At 70.1% G+C, this 17,603-nt stretch carries 17 protein-coding genes; 11 read left to right on the top strand and 6 right to left on the bottom strand.

Translation table 11 applies throughout. The features are described 5' to 3' along the window. The first annotated feature begins 83 nt into the window (after window positions 1-83). Window positions 84-1,037 (top strand): DUF3152 domain-containing protein, encoded by a 954-nt coding sequence (locus QRX50_RS30900; RefSeq protein ID WP_285966637.1) that lies wholly within the window; start codon window positions 84-86, stop codon window positions 1,035-1,037. 72 nt (window positions 1,038-1,109) lie between these two features. Here the strand turns inward: QRX50_RS30900 and QRX50_RS30905 are convergent, their stop codons facing one another. Beyond that, complete coding sequence (locus QRX50_RS30905; protein WP_285966638.1) at window positions 1,110-1,949, bottom strand: sigma-70 family RNA polymerase sigma factor; 840 nt, start codon at window positions 1,947-1,949, stop codon at window positions 1,110-1,112. A gap of 76 nt (window positions 1,950-2,025) precedes the next feature. On the opposite strand from QRX50_RS30905, the gene QRX50_RS30910 reads away from it, so the two are divergent. Further along, a complete protein-coding gene (locus tag QRX50_RS30910) occupies window positions 2,026-2,679 on the top strand; it encodes an FMN-dependent NADH-azoreductase (RefSeq protein WP_285966639.1) in 654 nt (217 codons plus the stop codon). A gap of 52 nt (window positions 2,680-2,731) precedes the next feature. Here QRX50_RS30910 and QRX50_RS30915 read toward each other — a convergent pair whose 3' ends face one another. The 3 genes from QRX50_RS30915 to QRX50_RS30925 all read right to left on the bottom strand — a co-directional run bounded on the left by QRX50_RS30915 (window position 2,732) and on the right by QRX50_RS30925 (window position 7,607). Next, the gene (locus QRX50_RS30915) at window positions 2,732-5,389 is read right to left on the bottom strand and encodes a glycoside hydrolase family 3 protein (protein WP_285966640.1); all 2,658 of its coding nucleotides are present in this window, start codon (window positions 5,387-5,389) and stop codon (window positions 2,732-2,734) included. Between the two features lie 220 nt (window positions 5,390-5,609). Next, window positions 5,610-6,533, bottom strand: coding sequence for an acetamidase/formamidase family protein (locus QRX50_RS30920; protein ID WP_285966641.1), 924 nt, complete (start codon window positions 6,531-6,533; stop codon window positions 5,610-5,612). 237 nt (window positions 6,534-6,770) lie between these two features. Further along, the gene (locus QRX50_RS30925) at window positions 6,771-7,607 is read right to left on the bottom strand and encodes a DUF4436 family protein (RefSeq protein ID WP_285966642.1); all 837 of its coding nucleotides are present in this window, start codon (window positions 7,605-7,607) and stop codon (window positions 6,771-6,773) included. Window positions 7,608-8,267: 660 nt separating this feature from the next. On the opposite strand from QRX50_RS30925, the gene QRX50_RS30930 reads away from it, so the two are divergent. After that, window positions 8,268-8,678, top strand: coding sequence for a DUF6228 family protein (locus QRX50_RS30930; protein ID WP_285974613.1), 411 nt, complete (start codon window positions 8,268-8,270; stop codon window positions 8,676-8,678). A gap of 270 nt (window positions 8,679-8,948) precedes the next feature. Here the strand turns inward: QRX50_RS30930 and QRX50_RS30935 are convergent, their stop codons facing one another. Next, entirely contained in the window at window positions 8,949-9,362 is a 414-nt protein-coding gene (locus tag QRX50_RS30935; protein ID WP_285966643.1) for a hypothetical protein, read from the bottom strand. 371 nt (window positions 9,363-9,733) lie between these two features. Between QRX50_RS30935 and QRX50_RS30940 the strand changes: the two genes are divergently transcribed. From QRX50_RS30940 to QRX50_RS30955, 4 genes are read left to right on the top strand one after another with little or no spacing between them, the layout of a single operon-like run. After that, window positions 9,734-9,961 (top strand): hypothetical protein, encoded by a 228-nt coding sequence (locus tag QRX50_RS30940; RefSeq protein WP_285966644.1) that lies wholly within the window; start codon window positions 9,734-9,736, stop codon window positions 9,959-9,961. Between the two features lie 44 nt (window positions 9,962-10,005). Further along, window positions 10,006-11,064 (top strand): agarase, encoded by a 1,059-nt coding sequence (locus QRX50_RS30945; protein WP_285966645.1) that lies wholly within the window; start codon window positions 10,006-10,008, stop codon window positions 11,062-11,064. Next, entirely contained in the window at window positions 11,057-11,614 is a 558-nt protein-coding gene (locus tag QRX50_RS30950) for a TetR/AcrR family transcriptional regulator (protein ID WP_285966646.1), read from the top strand. The genes QRX50_RS30945 and QRX50_RS30950 overlap by 8 nt, the downstream gene beginning before the upstream one ends. A 36-nt stretch (window positions 11,615-11,650) precedes the next feature. Further along, a complete protein-coding gene (locus QRX50_RS30955; RefSeq protein WP_285966647.1) occupies window positions 11,651-12,394 on the top strand; it encodes a dienelactone hydrolase family protein in 744 nt (247 codons plus the stop codon). 58 nt (window positions 12,395-12,452) lie between these two features. Here the strand turns inward: QRX50_RS30955 and QRX50_RS30960 are convergent, their stop codons facing one another. Next, a complete protein-coding gene (locus QRX50_RS30960) occupies window positions 12,453-12,716 on the bottom strand; it encodes a GlsB/YeaQ/YmgE family stress response membrane protein (RefSeq protein WP_285966648.1) in 264 nt (87 codons plus the stop codon). Window positions 12,717-12,973: 257 nt separating this feature from the next. On the opposite strand from QRX50_RS30960, the gene QRX50_RS30965 reads away from it, so the two are divergent. The 4 genes from QRX50_RS30965 (at window position 12,974) to QRX50_RS30980 (ending at window position 17,595) form a co-directional block, all read left to right on the top strand. Continuing rightward, complete coding sequence (locus QRX50_RS30965) at window positions 12,974-14,215, top strand: ATP-grasp domain-containing protein (RefSeq protein WP_285966649.1); 1,242 nt, start codon at window positions 12,974-12,976, stop codon at window positions 14,213-14,215. A gap of 34 nt (window positions 14,216-14,249) precedes the next feature. Continuing rightward, window positions 14,250-16,271, top strand: a complete 2,022-nt coding sequence (locus QRX50_RS30970; RefSeq protein ID WP_285966650.1) for a hypothetical protein — start codon at window positions 14,250-14,252, stop codon at window positions 16,269-16,271. 75 nt (window positions 16,272-16,346) lie between these two features. Continuing rightward, the gene (locus QRX50_RS30975) at window positions 16,347-16,916 is read left to right on the top strand and encodes a TetR/AcrR family transcriptional regulator (RefSeq protein WP_285966651.1); all 570 of its coding nucleotides are present in this window, start codon (window positions 16,347-16,349) and stop codon (window positions 16,914-16,916) included. A gap of 82 nt (window positions 16,917-16,998) precedes the next feature. Then, entirely contained in the window at window positions 16,999-17,595 is a 597-nt protein-coding gene (locus QRX50_RS30980) for a TetR/AcrR family transcriptional regulator (protein ID WP_285966652.1), read from the top strand. Window positions 17,596-17,603 lie beyond the last annotated feature (8 nt).

Here is a 17,603-nt window from a genome sequence, read left to right on the forward strand (position 1 = left end):
GACCCGCGCCGCTTGGTCTCAACCTTTCGCCCCTCCCGCCCGTCGGAACGGGAGGAAATGTCACCGGAGAGCTGGGGAAGTACGTGGCGCAGGATGAAACGCGGGCGCGGGAACCGCTGCGTGCGTCGTGGAAACCGTTGCCGGAGCGGAGATCCGCGAACAGGAAGAAAGGTTTCCTGCGCACGTACGGCTGGCGCGTCTACGCGCTGCCGGTCATGGTCGTGCTCACCGTGCTCGTGCTGGTCGACACCGCCACCACCGCGGCCCCGTCGACGGCTGCGCAACCGCCCGCGCCGGGGCCGGCACCGGCCCGCGTGGAGTCCTCCGTGGACTCCGCCGAGCCGGGGGTTCCCGAGAACCCGGCGAAGCCGGCCGATCCGAACATCCCCACGGCGGACTTGCCCGCCGGCGGCCCGTACACGCAGACCGGCCAGCGCAAGTGGCACGTGATCCCCGGCTCCGGACCGAAGATCGGCACCGGCCGCCTCTACCGCTACACGGTCGAGGTCGAGGACGGCATCGACCCGGCGAGCTACGCCGGTGACGACAGCTTCGCGGCCGCCGTGCAGGGCATCCTGTCCGACCCGAAAAGCTGGACCGCCGACGGCAAGGTCGCGCTGCAGCGCGTGGACGCGAGCGACCCCCACCCGGACTTCCGCGTCAGCCTCTCCACCCCCGACACCACGCACCGCGCCGACGCCTGCGGGTTTTCCATCTCCTACGAGGCTTCCTGCTTCCGCCGCAGCATGCGGCGCGTTATGATCAACCTCTCCCGCTGGGTTCGCGGCGCGAAGGCCTACGGGGCGAACATGACCGCCTACCGGCAGTACGCGATCAACCACGAGGTCGGCCACGCGCTGGGCCACTCCCACGTCGGCTGCGGCGGCCCGGGCCGGCCGGCGCCCGTGATGATGCAGCAGACCTTCGGCGTCGCCGACGACTACGTCGCCCGCCTCAACAACGTCCCGGGCGGCGACCATGGCGCGGTGCCGGCCGACCACCGCGTGTGCGCCACGAACTCCTGGCCGTTTCCCTAGGGTTACCGGTGTGTATAACGACCTATACGGCGGCCGATGAGCGCGAATATCCGGCACGGCGCCCGAAAAAGATCAGGCGAGGACGGCGATCTCCACCTTCCCCAGCCGGGCCGGATCCGCGATCACCTCGTACGCGGCGACACGTCCCACCGTCACCGTCACCTTGAGCACGCCCGTCAGCCGGCCGTAAGGCGCCAGCACCAGCCCGACCGTGCCGTCCACCAGGGCCGGCTCCGCGAGGCGCGCGCGGTCGGCGAAGGCGGTGGTGCCGCGCGCGACGGCGTCGGCCCCGCGGAGGACGGCGGCGGTGCCCGGCGGCAACGCGGCCGCGTCCGCGTGCCGGACGATGTCGGGGGCCAGCAGTTCGAGCAAGGTGGTGAGATCACCGCCGCGGGCCGCGGCCAGGAACGCCTCCACGACCTTCCGGTGCGCACCGAGGTCGGAGCCGGCCGCGGGAGTGCCGCGCACCCGCAGCCGCGCGCGGCTCGCGAGTTTCTTCGTCGTCGCGGGCGTGCGGTCCAGGATCGGGCCGACGGCGTCGAACGGCACCGAGAACAAGTCGTGCAGCACGAACGCCACGCGCTCGGCGGGCGCGAGCGTCGCCAGCACCACGAGCAGGGCCCGGCCGACCTCGTCGGCGAGCGCGAGGTCCTCTTCGGGACCCGCCACGCCGTGGTCCGGGACCTGCTCGAACGGCGTCTCCCGCCGTGCCCGCAGCACGTCGAGGCAGATCCGCGACACGACGGTGGTCAGCCACGCCGCGAGGTTGTCGATCCCGGACGCCGACGCCAGCCGCAGCCAGGATTCCTGCACGGCGTCGTCGGCTTCGGCCGCCGAGCCGAGCATCCGCCGCGCGAGCGCGCGCAGGCGGGGCCGTTCCGCTTCGAACCGGGCCGCGAGGGTTTCGGGCATCGGTCACCTTTCCTCTTCGTGGTGCGTCGAGGTGGGTGAGTGAGGCCGACCCGCTGGACCCGAGGAGAGGAACCGGATGACCGACATGCTAGCGCCTCTGCTGCGCATCGACTCGAGCGCCGACGGCGCGGAGTCCGTGACGCGGCGGCTGACCTCGCTGTTCGTGCGGCACTGGCGGGGCGAGGTGCGCCACCGCGACCTGGCCGCCGACCCCGTGCCGCCGATCCGGGAGCCCTACGCCCGTCTCGGCCGCCGCGTCGAACGCCGGGGAACCGTGCCCCGGGACGACATCGCCGCGCTCGCCGTCGACGAAGGTGAACGCCGCGAATGGGCACTGACTCTGCCGCTGGTAACGGAGCTGCGCGAAGCCGGGACTGTGCTGCTGGGCGTGCCGATGTACAACTTCTCCGTGCCCGCCGCGCTGAAGGCGTGGATCGACCGCGTGACGTTCCCCGGCGTGTTCGCGAACGCCCTGGGCGCCACCAGGTTCGTGGTGATCACCGCACGCGGCGGCGCGTACGGCCCGGGCACTCCGCGCGAGGGGTACGACTTCCAGGAACCGTACTTGCGGGCCTACCTCACGAACCTGGGCGTCGGCCCCGGAAATCTCGCGTTCGTGCACGCGGAGCTGACGCGCGTCGGCGACATCCCGGCGCTGGCCGGGCTGGCGGACCTGGCGGAGAAATCCCTGGCCCAGGCCGAAGAACGCATTCTCGAGCTGGCCACCTGACCAAAAAAGGGGCGCCCGCGGGAAAAGTCTCGCGGGCGCCCCGAAAATCACCTCACGTCAGATCCGAACACTTCAGCGCGTCCGGATCTTTCGCTCCGCCAGGCGACCACCTCACGTTCGCGAACGACGCCGAGAACGGGCCGTCGGTGTAGACCAGGAACGGCGTGTTGACGTTCTCGAAGTCGAGCCCGTTCGCGAAGCACGACAGCGGGATCTTCACCGTCGACTTGCTCCCCGCCGGCAGGTCCGTGAACAGCTTGGTGGCGTTGACCTCCGAGAAACACGGGTAGACGCAGTGCATGCTCACCACGGTGCGGTTCACCGGTGGCGAGTTCACGATCACGTCGAACTCGAGCGCCCCGTCCGCGTTGGGATACCCGCGCAGGTCGCTCGTCGCGGGACTCTGCAGGTACAGCTGCGCCGCACCCGTGCCGGTCCACGTCGTCTTGAGGCCGTCGGCCTGCACGTTGACGTCGGCCGGGGTCACGGTGATCTCCGGGTGCTCCGCGGTGCCGTCGGGGCCGATCTCGGTGCCGCCCCAGTTCGAGGCCGAACCGATGTAGCTCTTGTACGGCGCGATGTCCGTGCGGTCGAAGATCGACAGATCCTCGGTCGCGGTGCCCCCGCCGCCGGTCGACCCGCAGGTCGTCGGGCCCTCGGTCTCGTCGAGCTTCGCCACGCTGGCGCGCTGGCCGGTCTTGAGGCCGTAGCCCAGCGCGAACAGCGGGTCGTAGTCCGGGCTCCACGGGTTGAGCGGCGTCTGGCACGCGCTCTTGGGCCACGAGTAGGACAGCTTGCCCTGGTACCCCGTGCCGTCCTTGCCCTTGACCATCATGTCCGCGACGCCGCCGCCTTCGGTGCCGGGCAGCCAGGCCGCCACGAACGCGTCGGAGCGGTTGATCTCCTTGTTCAGGTACAGCGGACGGCCGCCGACGTAGGCGGTGACGACCGGGACACCCTTGCCGCTCACCTTGTCGAGCACGGCGAGGTCCTCGGGGTAGAGCTTCGCGGCTTCCAGTGACTTGCGCTGCAGGTCGCCCACGCCCTCGGCGTACGGCGTCTCGCCGATCACGGCGATCACGGCGTCGTAACCGGTCGGGTCGACGTCGCCCTTTTCGCTGAAGGTGACGTTGGCGTCGCCGAGGTCTTCCTTGAGCCCGCCCAGGATCGAGGTGGCGTTGGGGAAGTCGGCGTTGGTGTTGCCCGTGCCCTGCCACGACAGCGTCCAGCCGCCGGTCTGGTTCTGGATGCTGTCGGCGCTCTTGCCGACCACCAGCACCTTCGACTTCGGCTTGAGCGGCAGCACGTTGCCGTTGTTCTTCAGCAGCGTCTGCGACTCGCGCACGGCGTCGCGGGCGAGCCACTTGTCCGTGAGCGCCTCGTCGGAGTTGGCGTACGAGCGGTCCGACGGCTTCTGTTCGTCGAGGATGCCGGCGCGCAGCTTCACGCGCAGGATGCGGGTCACGGCGTCGTCGATGCGCGCCATCGGGATCTGGCCGTCGTTGACCTGCGCGACGGTGTTGGTGATGAACGCCTTCCAGTCGGCGGGCACCATCACGACGTCGACGCCGGCGTTGATCGCCTGCGGGCAGCTCGCGTTGGTGCAGCCGGGCACCTGGCCGATGCCGTTCCAGTCCGACACGACGAGGCCGTCGAAGCCCATCTTGCCCTTGAGGATCTGGTTCAGCGCCTTGTCGCTGCCGTGCAGCTTGCCCTCGTTGATCCCGAGGTCGGCGTTGGTCCAGCTGTTGAACGACACCATCACGGTCTGGGTGCCGGCGGCGAGCGCGCCGTAGTAACCCTGGCCGTGGATGTTGATCATGTCGGCCTCGGACGAGGGGTTCACGCCCTGGTCCTGGCCCTTGATCGTGCCGCCGTCGCCGATGAAGTGCTTGGCGGTGGCGATCACGCCGTTGTAGGTGATGCGCTTGGTGGCGCCGTCCTGCAGGCCGTTGATGGCCTCGTAGCCGTAGGCGCGCGTGATGCGCGGGTCCTCGGAGAAGCCCTCGTACGTGCGGCCCCAGCGATCGTCCTGCACGACGGCGAGCGTGGGCGCGAAGGCCCAGTCCTGGCCGGTGGCGCGGATCTGGCGCGCGGTGGCGTTCTCGACGTCTCGGACCAGGCACGAATCGTGGGCGGCGCCGAGCGCGATGTTCTGCGGGAAGACGGTGGCGCCGTAGACGTTGTTGTTGCCGTGCACGGCGTCGATGCCCCAGATCACGGGGATCTTCGTGCGGCTGGTCTTCGACGCGCTCCAGTACGCGTCGGCGAGGTTCAGCCAGTCCTGCTGCGTGGCGTGCTTGTTGCCGCCGGGCCACGAACCGCCGCCGTTGAGCACCGAGCCGATGGCGTACTGCTTGACCTCGTCGGGGGTGATCGCGTTGATCTCGGGCTGCGTCATCTGCCCGACCTTCTCCTCCAGCGTCATGCCGGAGAGGATCTTCGCGATGCGCGCCTCGTCTTGCGGGTTCTTCCGCATCCTGCTGTCGACCTTCGGCCAGTCCGAGAGGGTCGGCAGCGTGTTCTCGATGCGCGCGCAGCCGTTCTTGTCGAGCGCGGGCTGCCCGATCTCGGGCTGCGCCGCGGCCGGTGTGGCCGGCTTGGCGGGGGCGGGCGCCGCGTTCGCGACGCCGCCCAGCAGGGTGAGGCTCGCGAGTGCGGCGAACGTGGTCCTTCGGGCCCGGGACCACCCGGGGGATCTTCTGGCCATCGACAGTCCGTTCTGCGGAGGGCGGCGGGGACGGGCCCAAAGCGGGCCTTGGCGATCCTGACCGGACAAAGAGGATGGCGTCAAGAGGTCCGGACCCTACGGAAGTCCGTTATTTCTCGCCTCGAATTAAGGTGTGATCGCACCTGGGTCACGGATGGACCAGACCAGTGCGCGCCGCGGGCAGACCCGGATGGCCGCGAAGGCAGACTTCGCCGGATCGTCAGCGGATCGCGTCGGCGGGGAGTACCGCGTGCACGCCCCACGTTTGGTTGGCGACCTGGGTGACGCGCAGGTCGACCACCGGGCTCGCGAGCGCCAGGGCGGTGGGGCGGTCGAGGTCGTAGAGCTTCTGCAGCCAGGTGAGCATCGCGCCGAGTGCCTCGGCGGTGGCTTCGTTGAGGTCGGTGTGGAAGCCGAACGTGACGCGCCCGGCGGGCGTCTCGGCGTGGATGCCGGGCACGGGCCGGTCGGTGGTGAGGTCGAGCGTGAGCTCGGTGGTCATCGGGCACTCGATCGCCGTGCCGCCGACCTCGCCGTCGCCCTGGGCCGCGTGCCCGTCGCCGGCGAGCAGCCGCGCGCCGGGGACCGTCACGGGCAGGTACAGCGTCGAGCCCGCCACGAGCTCGCGGCAGTCGATGTTGCCGCCGCCTTCGGGTCGCGGCGGCACGGTGGAGTGGTCGCCCGGTTCGGCCGGCGGCAGGCCGATCACCCCGAGGAACGGCGCCAGCGCCACGGTCTGGCCGCGGTCGTTGGTGCCGGTGCGCTCACCGGCGTCGAGCTCCCACAGCAGCCGTCCGGGCGGGCCGCCGGCGACGCCGAGCTTCCGCGTGAGCCAGTTGTCCTTCGACGCCGACACGGTCCAGCCCCAGTCGCCGGGCCGCAGGTCGTCCAGGTGCACGGCGAGGACGGTGCCCGGCTCCGCGCCGCGCACGGCGATCGGTCCGGTGAGGCAGTGGCCGCGGCTCGGGTCGATCATCCGCGGCCGCTGCTCGCCGGGCGTGCGCTGGCGTTCCAGGAACCCGTGGCAGTCCAGCGATCCGACCACGACCGTGTCCCCGGGGTCGACGGTCAGGACGGGCTCGGTGTCCCGGTTGAAGACGTCGATCGTGGTTTCACGGGTCGGGTCGAGGTGGTGCCGGGCCATGTGCGCGCTCCCTGGGGTCGGTGCTCGCCCCGGATCGTCGCACGGACACTCGTCCGCCGGCGCCGCCGAGTGAGAAATGCCGCCAGGCGGCCGAGGCGTTCGTCGGCGTCGCGGTGGTCGCGGCGCGTCTGGTGCTCCAGCTGCCAGGCCAGGTTCGGGGTGATCACGGTGGGCTCCCTCGTCATCGGGTCGTCGCAGGGACGACTCCCGGGAGCCCGCGAAATCGACACCTCCGCGCTATCCGGTGCGATTCGCTCGTTCCATGACGGCGCCGGCGACCACCGACGCGAACACACTCAGCGCCACGGTCAGCTCGGCCCACAGGAACGCCGTGTAGTCCAGCAGCGTGCCGATCGGCGGCGAGCCCGGAGCGGCGTTGCGGAAGGACGCCAGCGCGAACAGCGACGCGGCCATGAATCCGAACGCCGGCCACACCAGCCCGCGCCGCCGCACGATGAGGTGGCGCGCACCGAGCGCCACCGCGACGGCGATCGCCCACATCGCGAACATCATGAACAGCGCGAACACGAGCACGCTCGTCGCGCGGGTGAGCCGGATGTCGAGGCCGCCGGAGCTGTCGGAGCCGGTCACCGCGAGGCCGAACAGGCTGTCGACCTTGTCCACGGTGAGCAGCACCGGCACCGGCTTGCCGTCCTGCACGGCGGCGAACTGGATGTGGCTCTCGTAGCCGTCGAACGGGTAGTCGGTGATCGCGCCGCCCGTCAGTGCGATCGGCAGGTCGGCGCTCGCGATGCGCTCGTGGGCGGGGAACGTCTGGTCCCCGCGCAGGCTCGAGGAGTTCAGCAACGTGAGGTCGCTCGCCGGCGCGACCCCGTCGTCCTCGCCGAGCCGCCCGCGCGGCACCACGAGCACCCGCAACGTCACCTCCCGCGCGACGGCGTCGACCTTCTGCACGGTGGCGTTCACGTCGATCCGGTCGGGCTCGTCGGTGCCGGTGGAGTGCCACGTGTCCCCGGCCGTGCGCTCGGCGGAGTGCACCCACACCCCGGCCCCCGCCGCGAGCCCGATGCCCACCAGTACACCCGCGGCCCAGGCCACGCCGTTCCACCTCATGGCGGTGATCGTGGCAGCGGCGGTGGTGGCCCGCTGCTCCGCTCACGCAGGCGGGTGACCCGTTCGTTGCTGGCAGGGTCTCGTATTCGAACGTCGTGTATTCGCGTCGCGACCAGTGCGGAGCGGTTCCGATGCAGCCCACCGCCGATTGCAAGCGTGCCGACTGGTCGCGGGAGCGAAACGCCCCTCATGCTGGCCGGGTGGATGCACCGTATCGCGCGCTCCGGGTGCCGCTAGACGACTTCGTCGAGGTGCTCTGTGACCTGAACGAGTTTGTCGGGTCGCTCGACCGGATCGGCTCCCGGCAAGCCGAAGGCCACGCTGACGAGCGAACCTTCGGTCAGTTCGTATCCAGTGGGACCTGGTCAAACGCCTCGCACGTTCCCGGAGCGTCATCTCGGGAGCACTCGAGGAGCAGCCAGCAGGGCTGAGAACATGCAGATCAACGAACGGTGCGAGCGCGGCCGGTTCTTCGGCGACGACGCGGTGGGCTCGTAACCGGCCGCTCTAACGGCAGACAGTCGGCGCTTGATGTACATACGTGCTACATCGCGCACGACAGTCAGTTGTGCAGCATCGATGAGCTGGGCCTCGCCCGCCGACCGCGGCTTCTGGCGCAGGTGAGAGCATCCTGCCGTGGTTGAGCAGACTGGACCCCAGGTGACGATCCCTGCGCGACTGCCTGCTGGCACTTTCGTCAAGCTTGAGCGGTGCAGACGACCACACGACGACGCATTGGGCTTGTTCGGCGCCCGCGTTGAGGCTCCTGGCCTGTCAGCGTCCCTGGAGGTGGAGACACTCAACGGTGACGGCCTCGACAGCTTCGTCCAGAGCCTCGGCAACGACTTTCGCGGATGGACCGACGAGCGGATCTGGGCGTCGTTTCGGGGTGATCTCGAGCTACGAGCGTCCCACAGCGGACGCTTGATCTGGTTGTCCTGGACTCTGCGCTTTCCCGAGCCGACCGAGGAAGATCCCGCGGTCTGGACAGCCACCGTCCGGGTTCACCTCACCCCAGGCGAGGACCTTCGAGTCTTCAACTCAGATGTCGCCGCCTTCCTCAACGTCTAGTTCGGCAGCGACCACGTAGCGTCCCCGCACCGCTGAGAGGCTGCTGGCAGGCCTGTGTATTCGTCTGCTGGCCGGCCTTGGGAACGGTCGGGACCTGGGCGGAGCATCATGTGCGGGTGAGGCGGTGGCGCCGCACTCACGCCGAGCAGAACACGGCCATCGCCGGTTATGTCCGCCGGCGCAACGCGCGTGCTCGACCGAAGACTCATTTCGCGATCAACTCACCCCTCCGAGAACCCGATTACATGATCAACGTTGCTTGACGAGCCACTAGGTCGGGGTAACGACCACCAGGAGCTTCAACGGCCCCTTGGTGTCCACGTCGCAGTCCACCGCGCGCGGTGGGCACGGGTAGCCGTGCGCGGCGATCACCAAGGCCACTTTGCCCGGCGCGACTGCCTGGTAGATCGCGGTCTTGCCGTACACCTGGGCCAGCCGGAGCACCGACCAGATCTGAGCGTCCAGGGCGCGCTGGGCAGTGTCGTCGTCCAGCTTGACCAGACCGCCCACCGGCAGCTCGACCGTGAGGTCCGGATCCATCCCCGGACTGGCCACCTGTTCGGCCCCCTTGGGCAGCGAGTACCCCGCCGGGGCCACCGTCGGCCCCTGGTCGGGCACCACTGACCGGGAGCACCCCGCCGACACCAGCCCGAGCAAAACCAACAGGACGATCAACCTGCACACACGCCCGAATCTAGCGCCCCCATGGCGCAACGCGGGCGGCATTCGCGTCCGAACTTGCCGCCGAACTGGCCGATCGGGCCGCTCACGGCCAACGTGGCGGACTACCGATCCACTGTCCAGGAAGGACGTTTTGGCTGCGCCCTGCCCTTTTGCGAGTTTCGGTGCATCGCCGCAGCTCATCCACCGAAGTAGTGACGGCTCGGGGAGCGTCCTTTGTGGCGCGCCGACGCTGCGGCGTGGTTCGCTGCAACGCGTATCCGCAGCGTGCGCAGGTCGGGCAGCACAGGATCGTTGGAAGGTGCGAACCACCCTGTATTCGCATCGGATGAGCTGTCCGGTACGTCGAGCTTCAAGGTCCTGACCGGCGGCCGGTGACAGCGGCGACCCTCAACGAGGTCCTGCACATCCGCGACCACGGCGCCCCTGGTGACATGCAGGCGTACGAGCGCCAGTACGGCGTGCTGGCCGAGGGGGACGTACGCGGCTGGGGCAAGTCCGATCAGGTCGTCAAGGTCTCCGGTGCCGATTTCGAACGAGTGTGGGTGCCTGCCCGGCGCGCCCTGGACCAGGCCGGTCCCTCCGCTCACGCAGGCGGGTGACCCCCAAACCACAGGGGAGACGAACCGGTTCGTATCCTCAATCCATGGCGTTCTTCACAGTGGCCCGCCGCGGGCGGTGGACGTTCATCCGGCCGGACGGCGAGCCGTTTCCGTCGATCAGGGTCGCGCACGCGCACGACACGAACCTCCGATACCCGCACAACCAGGACATCTGGGGCACGCGCTACGGCGGCTCGCGCGAGAAGTGGGTTCGCGACGGCCTGGGCGCGGACCTGCGCGCCTGGGGGTTCACGACGGTGGGCTCGACGGCGGAGTACATCAGCGGCACCGGGCTCGGCGTGACCGGCACGGTGGTCGACCTGGGGCACGCGGAGGACCTGCCGGGCGCGGATGTCGCCCGAGCCGGGTTGCCGTACGTGCAGGCGTTGCGGGTCGCGGAGATCGAGTCGTGGAACGGGCATCCGGCCTACCGCGACCCGCGCGCGCCCGCGTTCGCCGAGTACTGCGACCACCTGGCGCGCACGCTGTGCCGGCCGGAGGATCCGTTGCTCCTCGGGTATTTCCTCGTCGACGGGCCGGCCTGGGCCCGCCACCCGACGGGCGCGGGCTGGCCCGGTCCGCTCGCCGAAACCGCCGAGGCCTACTACGCCACCGCCACCGCCGCGATCCGCCGCCACGACCCGGACCACCTGATCCTCGGCGACCGCTTCGGCACCAAAGCGGGCGCGCCGGACGAAGTCCTCGACGCGGCCGCGAAGCACGTCGACGTCCTGTCAGTGCAGACCTTCCCGGGCCCGGGCGCGCTCGACACGGCGCTGGAGACGCTCGAACGCTGGCACACGAGGACCGGCCTGCCGGTGCTCGTCGCCGACACCGGCAACTGGTGCCCGACCCGCCTGAGCCCGCACCGCACCGGCAGCATGCGAGACCAGGCCGACCGCGCCGCCGGTTACGTCCGCACCGCCGATGCGTTCGCCGCGCTGGACTGGTGCCTCGGCTGGCACTGGTGCGCCTACGTCGAAAACCCCCAGCGCGGCTGGGGCCTCAAGGATCCGTGGGACGAACCGTACGAAGACCTCGTCGGCCCGATCACCGAGGTCAACCGGCGCGTGGCCGACGCGTGGACGGTACGCGATGCCTGAGAGCACCCGCCGCAACCCCCAGGTCCACCGCGCGATCCTCGACGCGGCCTGGGACCTCACCGCCGCCGGCGGCTGGGCCGCGGTCAGCGTCGACGCCATCGTCGCGCGCGCCGGAGTCGGCAAGCGCACCGTGTACCGCTGGTGGACCGGCAAAGCCGCCGTGGTGCTCGAAGCCTTCCTCGACCGTGCCCGCGCCAACCCGGTCACCACGCGCGCCACCACCGCCGAAGGACTGCTGCGTGCCCATGCGCGCCACTTCGCCGACCTCTACGTGGACACGGTGCTGGGCCGCGTCTTCACCGGCCTGCTCGGCGCCGCGCAGCAGGACCCCGACCTCGCCGCCCGCCTCGAGGAGCACTGGTTCGAGCCCCGCCGCGCCCCCGTGCGCGCCGCGGTGCGTGAGGTCGCCGGCCCGGACGTCGACGTGGACCTGCTGCTGGACCTGGTGTTCGCGCCCCTGCACTACCGCCTCCTCACCGGCCGCCGCCCGCTCGACCACACCTACGCGGACGCCGTCGTCACCTCGGTCGTGCGCGGGGTACTAGGTTGACGATCGAGAGCCAGCAAGCTGATCGACAGGAGTGTCATGCGCAAGGAGAAGGTGGACGTCCCGGCCGCAGACGGGGTCGCCGACTCGTACCTGGTCGTTCCCGATGGCGGTCCGCACCCCGGGGTGCTGCTGTTCATGGACGCGTTCGGGTTGCGGCCGCGGATCGAGGAGATGGCGGACCGCATCGCGGAGGCGGGTTACGCCGTGCTCGCCCCGAACCTGCTCTACCGCGGCGGGTCGTCGCAGATCGACCTCTCGGGGCTGACCGATCCGGACAAGCGGGGCGAGATCTTCGGCAAGATCATGCCGCTGATCCAGGGCCTCGGCACGGACAACGCGATCCAGCGTGACGCGGAGAAGTACCTCGACTTCTTCGCGGCGCAGGAAGGTGTCGCCCAGGGGCCGGTCGTGATCACGGGCTACTGCATGGGCGGCACGAACGCGCTGCGCGTGATCGAGGCGTTCCCCGAGCGGGTCAAGGCGATCGCGGCGTTCCACGCGGGCGGGGTGGTCACGGACGGGCCCGACAGCGCGCACCTGGGCGTCGGCTCGATCACCGGCGAGGTGTACTTCGGGCACGCCGACCAGGACCACTCGATGTCGGCCGAGCAGATCAAGACGCTGGAGGCCGCGCTCGACGAGGCCGGGGTCACCTACCGCTCGGAGGTCTACGAGGGCGCGACTCACGGGTACACCATGACCGACACGGCGGCCTACGACGAGGCCGGCGAGAAGCGGCACTGGGAGAACCTGTTCGCGCTGCTGGAACGCGTGAAGTGACACACCGGCGGGGCGGCTCTCGAAACAACTCGAGATAACGGAGCCGCCCCGCCGCCGGTCAGTCCCGGCTGCGGTGGAAGATCATCCGGTAGGCGACGAGGATGATCAGCGCGCCGAGGATGGCCAGGCCCCACGTGCGCAGGTCGAAGAACGTACCGAGCTGCACGTGGAAGATCGTCTTGCCGACCCAGCCGCCCACGAACGCGCCGCCGATGCCGAGCAGGATCGTGATGATGCAGCCGCCGGGGTCCTTGCCCGGCATGAGCGCCTTCGCGATCAGGCCCGCGATCAGGCCCAGCACGATCCAGCTGATGATTCCCATGACTGTCCTCCCGGCCGCGGTGCGGCGTCGAGCTCCGGCGCGAACCGCGCGTTCTTGAGCGCACAGGATGGCAGGCACCCGAACGGGTGGCGCGGCGAGCGGACCGGACGTGACCTGGATCTCATCGGACGGTCGGACCGACATCATCCACAAAGGACACGCGGCCCGCTCGATCGGCGGGGGTAGCGGACATCTGGGACCGTGGAGGTACAGACCCCGTCCTACCCCACGTACGCGCCGAACAAAGGAGCGGTCCCATGGCCCAGCCCGCACCGGTCACCAAGAATCCCGACAAAGGATACCTGGCCGTGCTCGGCTGGAGTCTCAACGCGGTCGAGGCGCTCGACCGCTTCGACCGCCGCTACGTGGTGGTCGCGCCCGACTGGGCGGAGGAGTACTGCGCCGAGCACGACATCCCTTACCTGCCGTGGAACTTCGAGAGACTCAACGACCGCTCGATGGAGATCGCCGAAACCCTGAAGCAGGAAGGGGTCGACGTCGCCATCCCGCTGTTCGAGGAGACGGTGGAGTGGGCCGGCGCGATCAACTCCGTGCTGATGGACAACCCGCGCCTGTTCGGTCAGGCGATGTTGTTGCGGGACAAGGCTTTGATGAAGCGCCGCGCGCAGCTGGGCGGGATCCGCGTCGGCATCTTCGAGGAGGCCCACGCGCGTGAAGACGTGGTGCGCTTCCTCAAGCGCGTCAACCAGACGCTGCTCAAGCTCGACGGCGACCCCAACGACCCGATCCACCTCAAGGCGTTCGACAAGGCCGGCTGCCTCGGCCACCGCGTGATCCGCACCCCCGACGAGATCGACATGATCCCGGAGGAGGAGTTCCCCGTCCTCATGGAATCCCACCTCGACGGCTGGGAGTTCGCCGTCGAGGCGTGGATCCACGGCGGGAAGATCAAGTTCCTCAACATCTCCGAGTACGTCACGCTCGGGTACTCGGTGTTCGTGCCCGCGACACCGGAGCTGGAGCGCTACCGGCCGCAGATCACCGAGCAGATCGAGAAGCTCGTGAAGACCTTCGACATCGAGTTCGGGTTCGTGCACCCCGAGTACTTCGTGACCAGCGACGGCGAGATGTACTTCGGCGAGGTCGCCTACCGCCCGCCGGGCTTCAAGGTTTTCGAGCTGCTCGAACGCGCCTACGGCTTCAACGCCTACCAGGCGCTGGCGCTCGCGTTCGACCCGAAGACGACGGAGGAGGAGATCGACGCGTTCTTTCCGCGCGAGGTCGTCGACGCGTCCGGCGTCGCCGGGTGCTTCGGGGTCTACCCTCGGCGGCGGGTAGTCAGCGACCTGCGGATCCCGGAAGAGACCGAGGACGACGACTACTACGAGTCCCACGACCTGTCGGCGCCGCTGGAGGAGACGGTGACCAAGCGGACCGCCTTCGGCACCCACTGGGGACTGCTGTACTTCTTCGGTGACGACGCCTACCGGATGCGCGAAACGCTGAAGAAGCAGGAAGAGCTCGACTTCTACGTCTGAGAACCAGACGGGAGAGCCGACCGGGGTAACACCAGTGAATCCGAACGCCGACGCCACGGGTGGGACCACCCTCGCCAAACGGGTGGCTTCGCTCGACGACGCCGTCCAGGCCATGGCCGAGACGCGCGAATTCGGGAAGCACGCGAAGCTGCGGCGGGTGCTGGAGGCCCTGCGGCGCGTGCTGCTGCAGCCCGGCGGGGCCGCCGCCGTGCAGGCCCGCGCGCAAGCGCTGGACGAAGCCGGGCTGTACCTGGGCACCGACTGGGCCTCGCCGGAGATCCTGCTGCCGGCGCTGGTCGGCCCAGGGCTGCACAGCGGGGAAGCGGACACTGTCGTGATCGAGGCGGCGAGCGAGCTGCGCATGCTCGCCGTCGCGCTGGGGGAGTACACCCACCCGACGCTGTCCGCCGAGGACGCCCGTGGGTTCCTCTCCCAGGTGCTCGCGATGAACCTGGAGCTGCTGTTCACCCCGCCCACCGAGGCCGAGCGGGCACACGAGGGCCGCACCGCGCAGCTCATCCGCGAGCTGTTCCGCCACCTCGCCGACGGGATCGGCTACGCGAGCGTGCTCGACAAGCTCGTCGAGGAGATCTGGCGGATCCTGCGCCAGCGCCCGATCCAGGTCGAACAGGTGCAGTCGCTGATCACGCGGATCTCCGTCTACCGGGGCGACCCCGAGGTCGACCTGGGTCCGAACTCCGGGCAGGGGCTCGACCGGCTCATCACGAGCCTGTTCGGCACCACCGAGGCGTGCCGGGAGGACCCGGGCTTCGACATCTTCCGCTCGCGGCTCGAGGCGATGGACGCCGGCGGCCTGCAGTACGAGGCGTCCGGCTTCGCCCGGGCGATGCACGACACCGGGCTGGTTTCGCCGTACCACGCCCAGCTGCTGCGGTTCGTGCGCAACGAGGGCGACTACCTCGTCGCGGAGGCGCTCGGGCTGTCCGACACCGGCCGCAACTGCCTGCTGCGCTACCGCGACCTCGTGCACCAGCTCATCGAAGAGGCCGTGCACCCGGAGACCGCCCAGTGCGTCTACGGCCTCGCGCTGCTGCTAGACCGCGGCATCCTGCACGAGCCGCCCGTGGTGCCCGCGTTGTGGCGCCAGCTGTCACTGACTCTCGGCCCGGCCGCGCGCGAGCGGCTCACGGCCGTGTTCGGCCCCGCGCCCGACGCGAAGGCGCGCCTGACCGCCGGCGTGCTCTCGATGCTCGGCCTGCCGCTGGGCGTCGGGCAGGGGGACAACCCGACCTGCCAGTCGGCTCGCGCGCTGTCGATGTGGGCGGGAAACGACCCGGACTACCTGCTGCAGATGGTGGTCTGGGCGGCCCGCGACGACGAGGTCACCATGCACTTCGAGGGCCAGCCGATCTCGTCGCGCGAGAGCGAGGGCGGCGTCGCGCGCACGCTGCCGGTGGACCTCGACCCGGTGTCGCTGCTCGTGGTGCCCCACCTCGACCGCATCTACGCCGAGATGGGCCGGCGCTGCGCCGACCGGCCGGGCGACCCGCACCGCTGGGTCAACCCCGAGTTCCACGGCTGGTGGGCGTTCCGCGGCTTCCGCATCAACGTCGACGTCGCCACCGGGAACCTCATCGACCTCGACGAGTTCCTGCGCGCCTTCCACGCCAGCTACCACCCGGCCTACAACGGTGACCAGCCGCTGATCCACCCGCAGCCGGCCGGCGTCGCCGTCACCGACAGCGCGGCCCGCTACGTCGGCTGGCACGCGATCACGATCTTGCGCGTCGCGCCCGACCCGCACGACGTGATGCGCGTGTATTTCTTCAACCCCAACAACGACAGCGGCCAGGACTGGGGCGACGGCGTGGTCGTCTCCACCGCAGGCAACGGCGAACGCTTCGGCGAGGCGTCGCTGCCGTTCGGCCAGTTCGCGTCGCGGCTCTACATCTTCCACGTCGACCCGCTCGAACACGGCGAGCCGGAGAAGGTGCCGGCCGAGGACGTCGAGCGGATCGTGGGGTATGTCGAACGTAGCTGGGGCGTCGACCGGCTGCCGGCGGGGAGCCTCCAGGCCGCGCCGCGGCCGCACTGAGCCGGCTGCCGGCGGTCGCGTGGCATCATGGACAGGCGGAACACTGTTCCGTTCAGGTCGATGAGGAGAGCTGTGGTGAACGAGGAGCCCGTCGCGCGGACGAAGCGGGCGGACGCGCGGCGCAACGAGGAGTCGCTGCTGGCCGCGGCGGCGGCGGTGTTCGTCGAGTCCGGGGTCGACGCGCCGGTGCGCGACATCGCGGCGAAGGCCGGGGTCGGGATGGGCACGATCTACCGCCACTTCCCGACGCGGGCGGAGCTGATCGTCGCCGTGTACCGGCACCAGATCGAGGCGTGCGCGGAGGCCGGGCCGGAGCTGCTCGAGAGCAGCCCGACGCCGCACGCCGCGCTGGGGCGCTGGATCGAGCTGTTCGTCGACTTCCTCGTCACCAAGCACGGGCTGGCCGGTGCGATGCAGTCCGACCAGGCCGGGTTCGAGGCGCTGCACTCGTTGTTCCTCGACCGCCTGGTGCCGGTGTGCGCGCAACTGCTCACCGCGGCGGCCGAGGCCGGGGAGATCCGCGGCGACGTCGAGGCCTACGAGCTGATGCGCGGCGTCGGCAACCTGTGCATCGGCGCGGAGAACGACCACTGCTACGACGCGCGCCGCCTGGTGGCGCTGCTGGTCGCGGGGTTGCGCACGTAGTCCCGCGGCGCCGGCTGGACCGGCCCGGCGCCCGGCGCTACGCTCCGCGTGGCCCGAGTCCGGCCGATGCGGAAAGGTGCAGATGACTGCGTCGACGACGATCCCGCACCGGGAGAAGCTGCTGCGCGAGGGCATGCGCCGGCTCTACGTCCACGGTTTCCACGGCACCACGATCGACGCGATCCTCGAGGGCGCCGGTGTGCCGAAGGGCTCGTTTTACCACCACTTCGGCTCGAAGGAAGGCTTCGCGAAGCAGGTGCTCGCGAGATACGTGCAGTTCCAGCTCGACCAGCTCGGCGAGTGGGGCGGCCGCGCGGACCTGACCACCCCTGCTGTGCTGTCGGGATACTTCCGGGCGATGGCCGAGCGGTTCATCGCGTCCGGGCACCGGGACGCCTGTCTGGCGGGCAAGCTCGCCACGGAGCTGTGCGCGGAACACGACGCGTTCCGCGCACAGCTGGCCGAGGACCTGGGTGTCTGGAAAGGACGGATCGCCGAGCTGCTGCGCCGAGGGCAACGGCGTGGTGACGTGCGGGCGGACCAGCCGGCCGAGCTGCTCGCCGACGCCGTGCTCGCGTTGCTGCAAGGGGCTTTTGTCGTCGCACTGGCTTCGCGCGACGACGCTTCGCTGGCGTCGGTGGGCACGGCGCTGGAGCTGCTCGTGGCGTCGCCCGGTTGAACGTCCTT

The sequence above is a fragment of the Amycolatopsis sp. 2-15 genome (genome assembly GCF_030285625.1).
GTDB lineage: Bacteria > Actinomycetota > Actinomycetes > Mycobacteriales > Pseudonocardiaceae > Amycolatopsis > Amycolatopsis carbonis.

What these genes read in the sequence shown, in the direction of transcription:
- QRX50_RS30950 (WP_285966646.1), top strand. Translation starts at nt 11,057, where the DNA reads ATGCCTGAGAGCACCCGCCGCAACCCCCAGGTCCACCGCGCGATCCTC.
- QRX50_RS30960 (WP_285966648.1), bottom strand. Translation starts at nt 12,716, where the DNA reads ATGGGAATCATCAGCTGGATCGTGCTGGGCCTGATCGCGGGCCTGATC.
- QRX50_RS30905 (WP_285966638.1), bottom strand. Translation starts at nt 1,949, where the DNA reads ATGCCCGAAACCCTCGCGGCCCGGTTCGAAGCGGAACGGCCCCGCCTG.
- QRX50_RS30965 (WP_285966649.1), top strand. Translation starts at nt 12,974, where the DNA reads ATGGCCCAGCCCGCACCGGTCACCAAGAATCCCGACAAAGGATACCTG.
- QRX50_RS30910 (WP_285966639.1), top strand. Translation starts at nt 2,026, where the DNA reads ATGACCGACATGCTAGCGCCTCTGCTGCGCATCGACTCGAGCGCCGAC.
- QRX50_RS30925 (WP_285966642.1), bottom strand. Translation starts at nt 7,607, where the DNA reads ATGAGGTGGAACGGCGTGGCCTGGGCCGCGGGTGTACTGGTGGGCATC.
- QRX50_RS30955 (WP_285966647.1), top strand. Translation starts at nt 11,651, where the DNA reads ATGCGCAAGGAGAAGGTGGACGTCCCGGCCGCAGACGGGGTCGCCGAC.
- QRX50_RS30915 (WP_285966640.1), bottom strand. Translation starts at nt 5,389, where the DNA reads ATGGCCAGAAGATCCCCCGGGTGGTCCCGGGCCCGAAGGACCACGTTC.
- QRX50_RS30945 (WP_285966645.1), top strand. Translation starts at nt 10,006, where the DNA reads ATGGCGTTCTTCACAGTGGCCCGCCGCGGGCGGTGGACGTTCATCCGG.
- QRX50_RS30980 (WP_285966652.1), top strand. Translation starts at nt 16,999, where the DNA reads ATGACTGCGTCGACGACGATCCCGCACCGGGAGAAGCTGCTGCGCGAG.
- QRX50_RS30920 (WP_285966641.1), bottom strand. Translation starts at nt 6,533, where the DNA reads ATGGCCCGGCACCACCTCGACCCGACCCGTGAAACCACGATCGACGTC.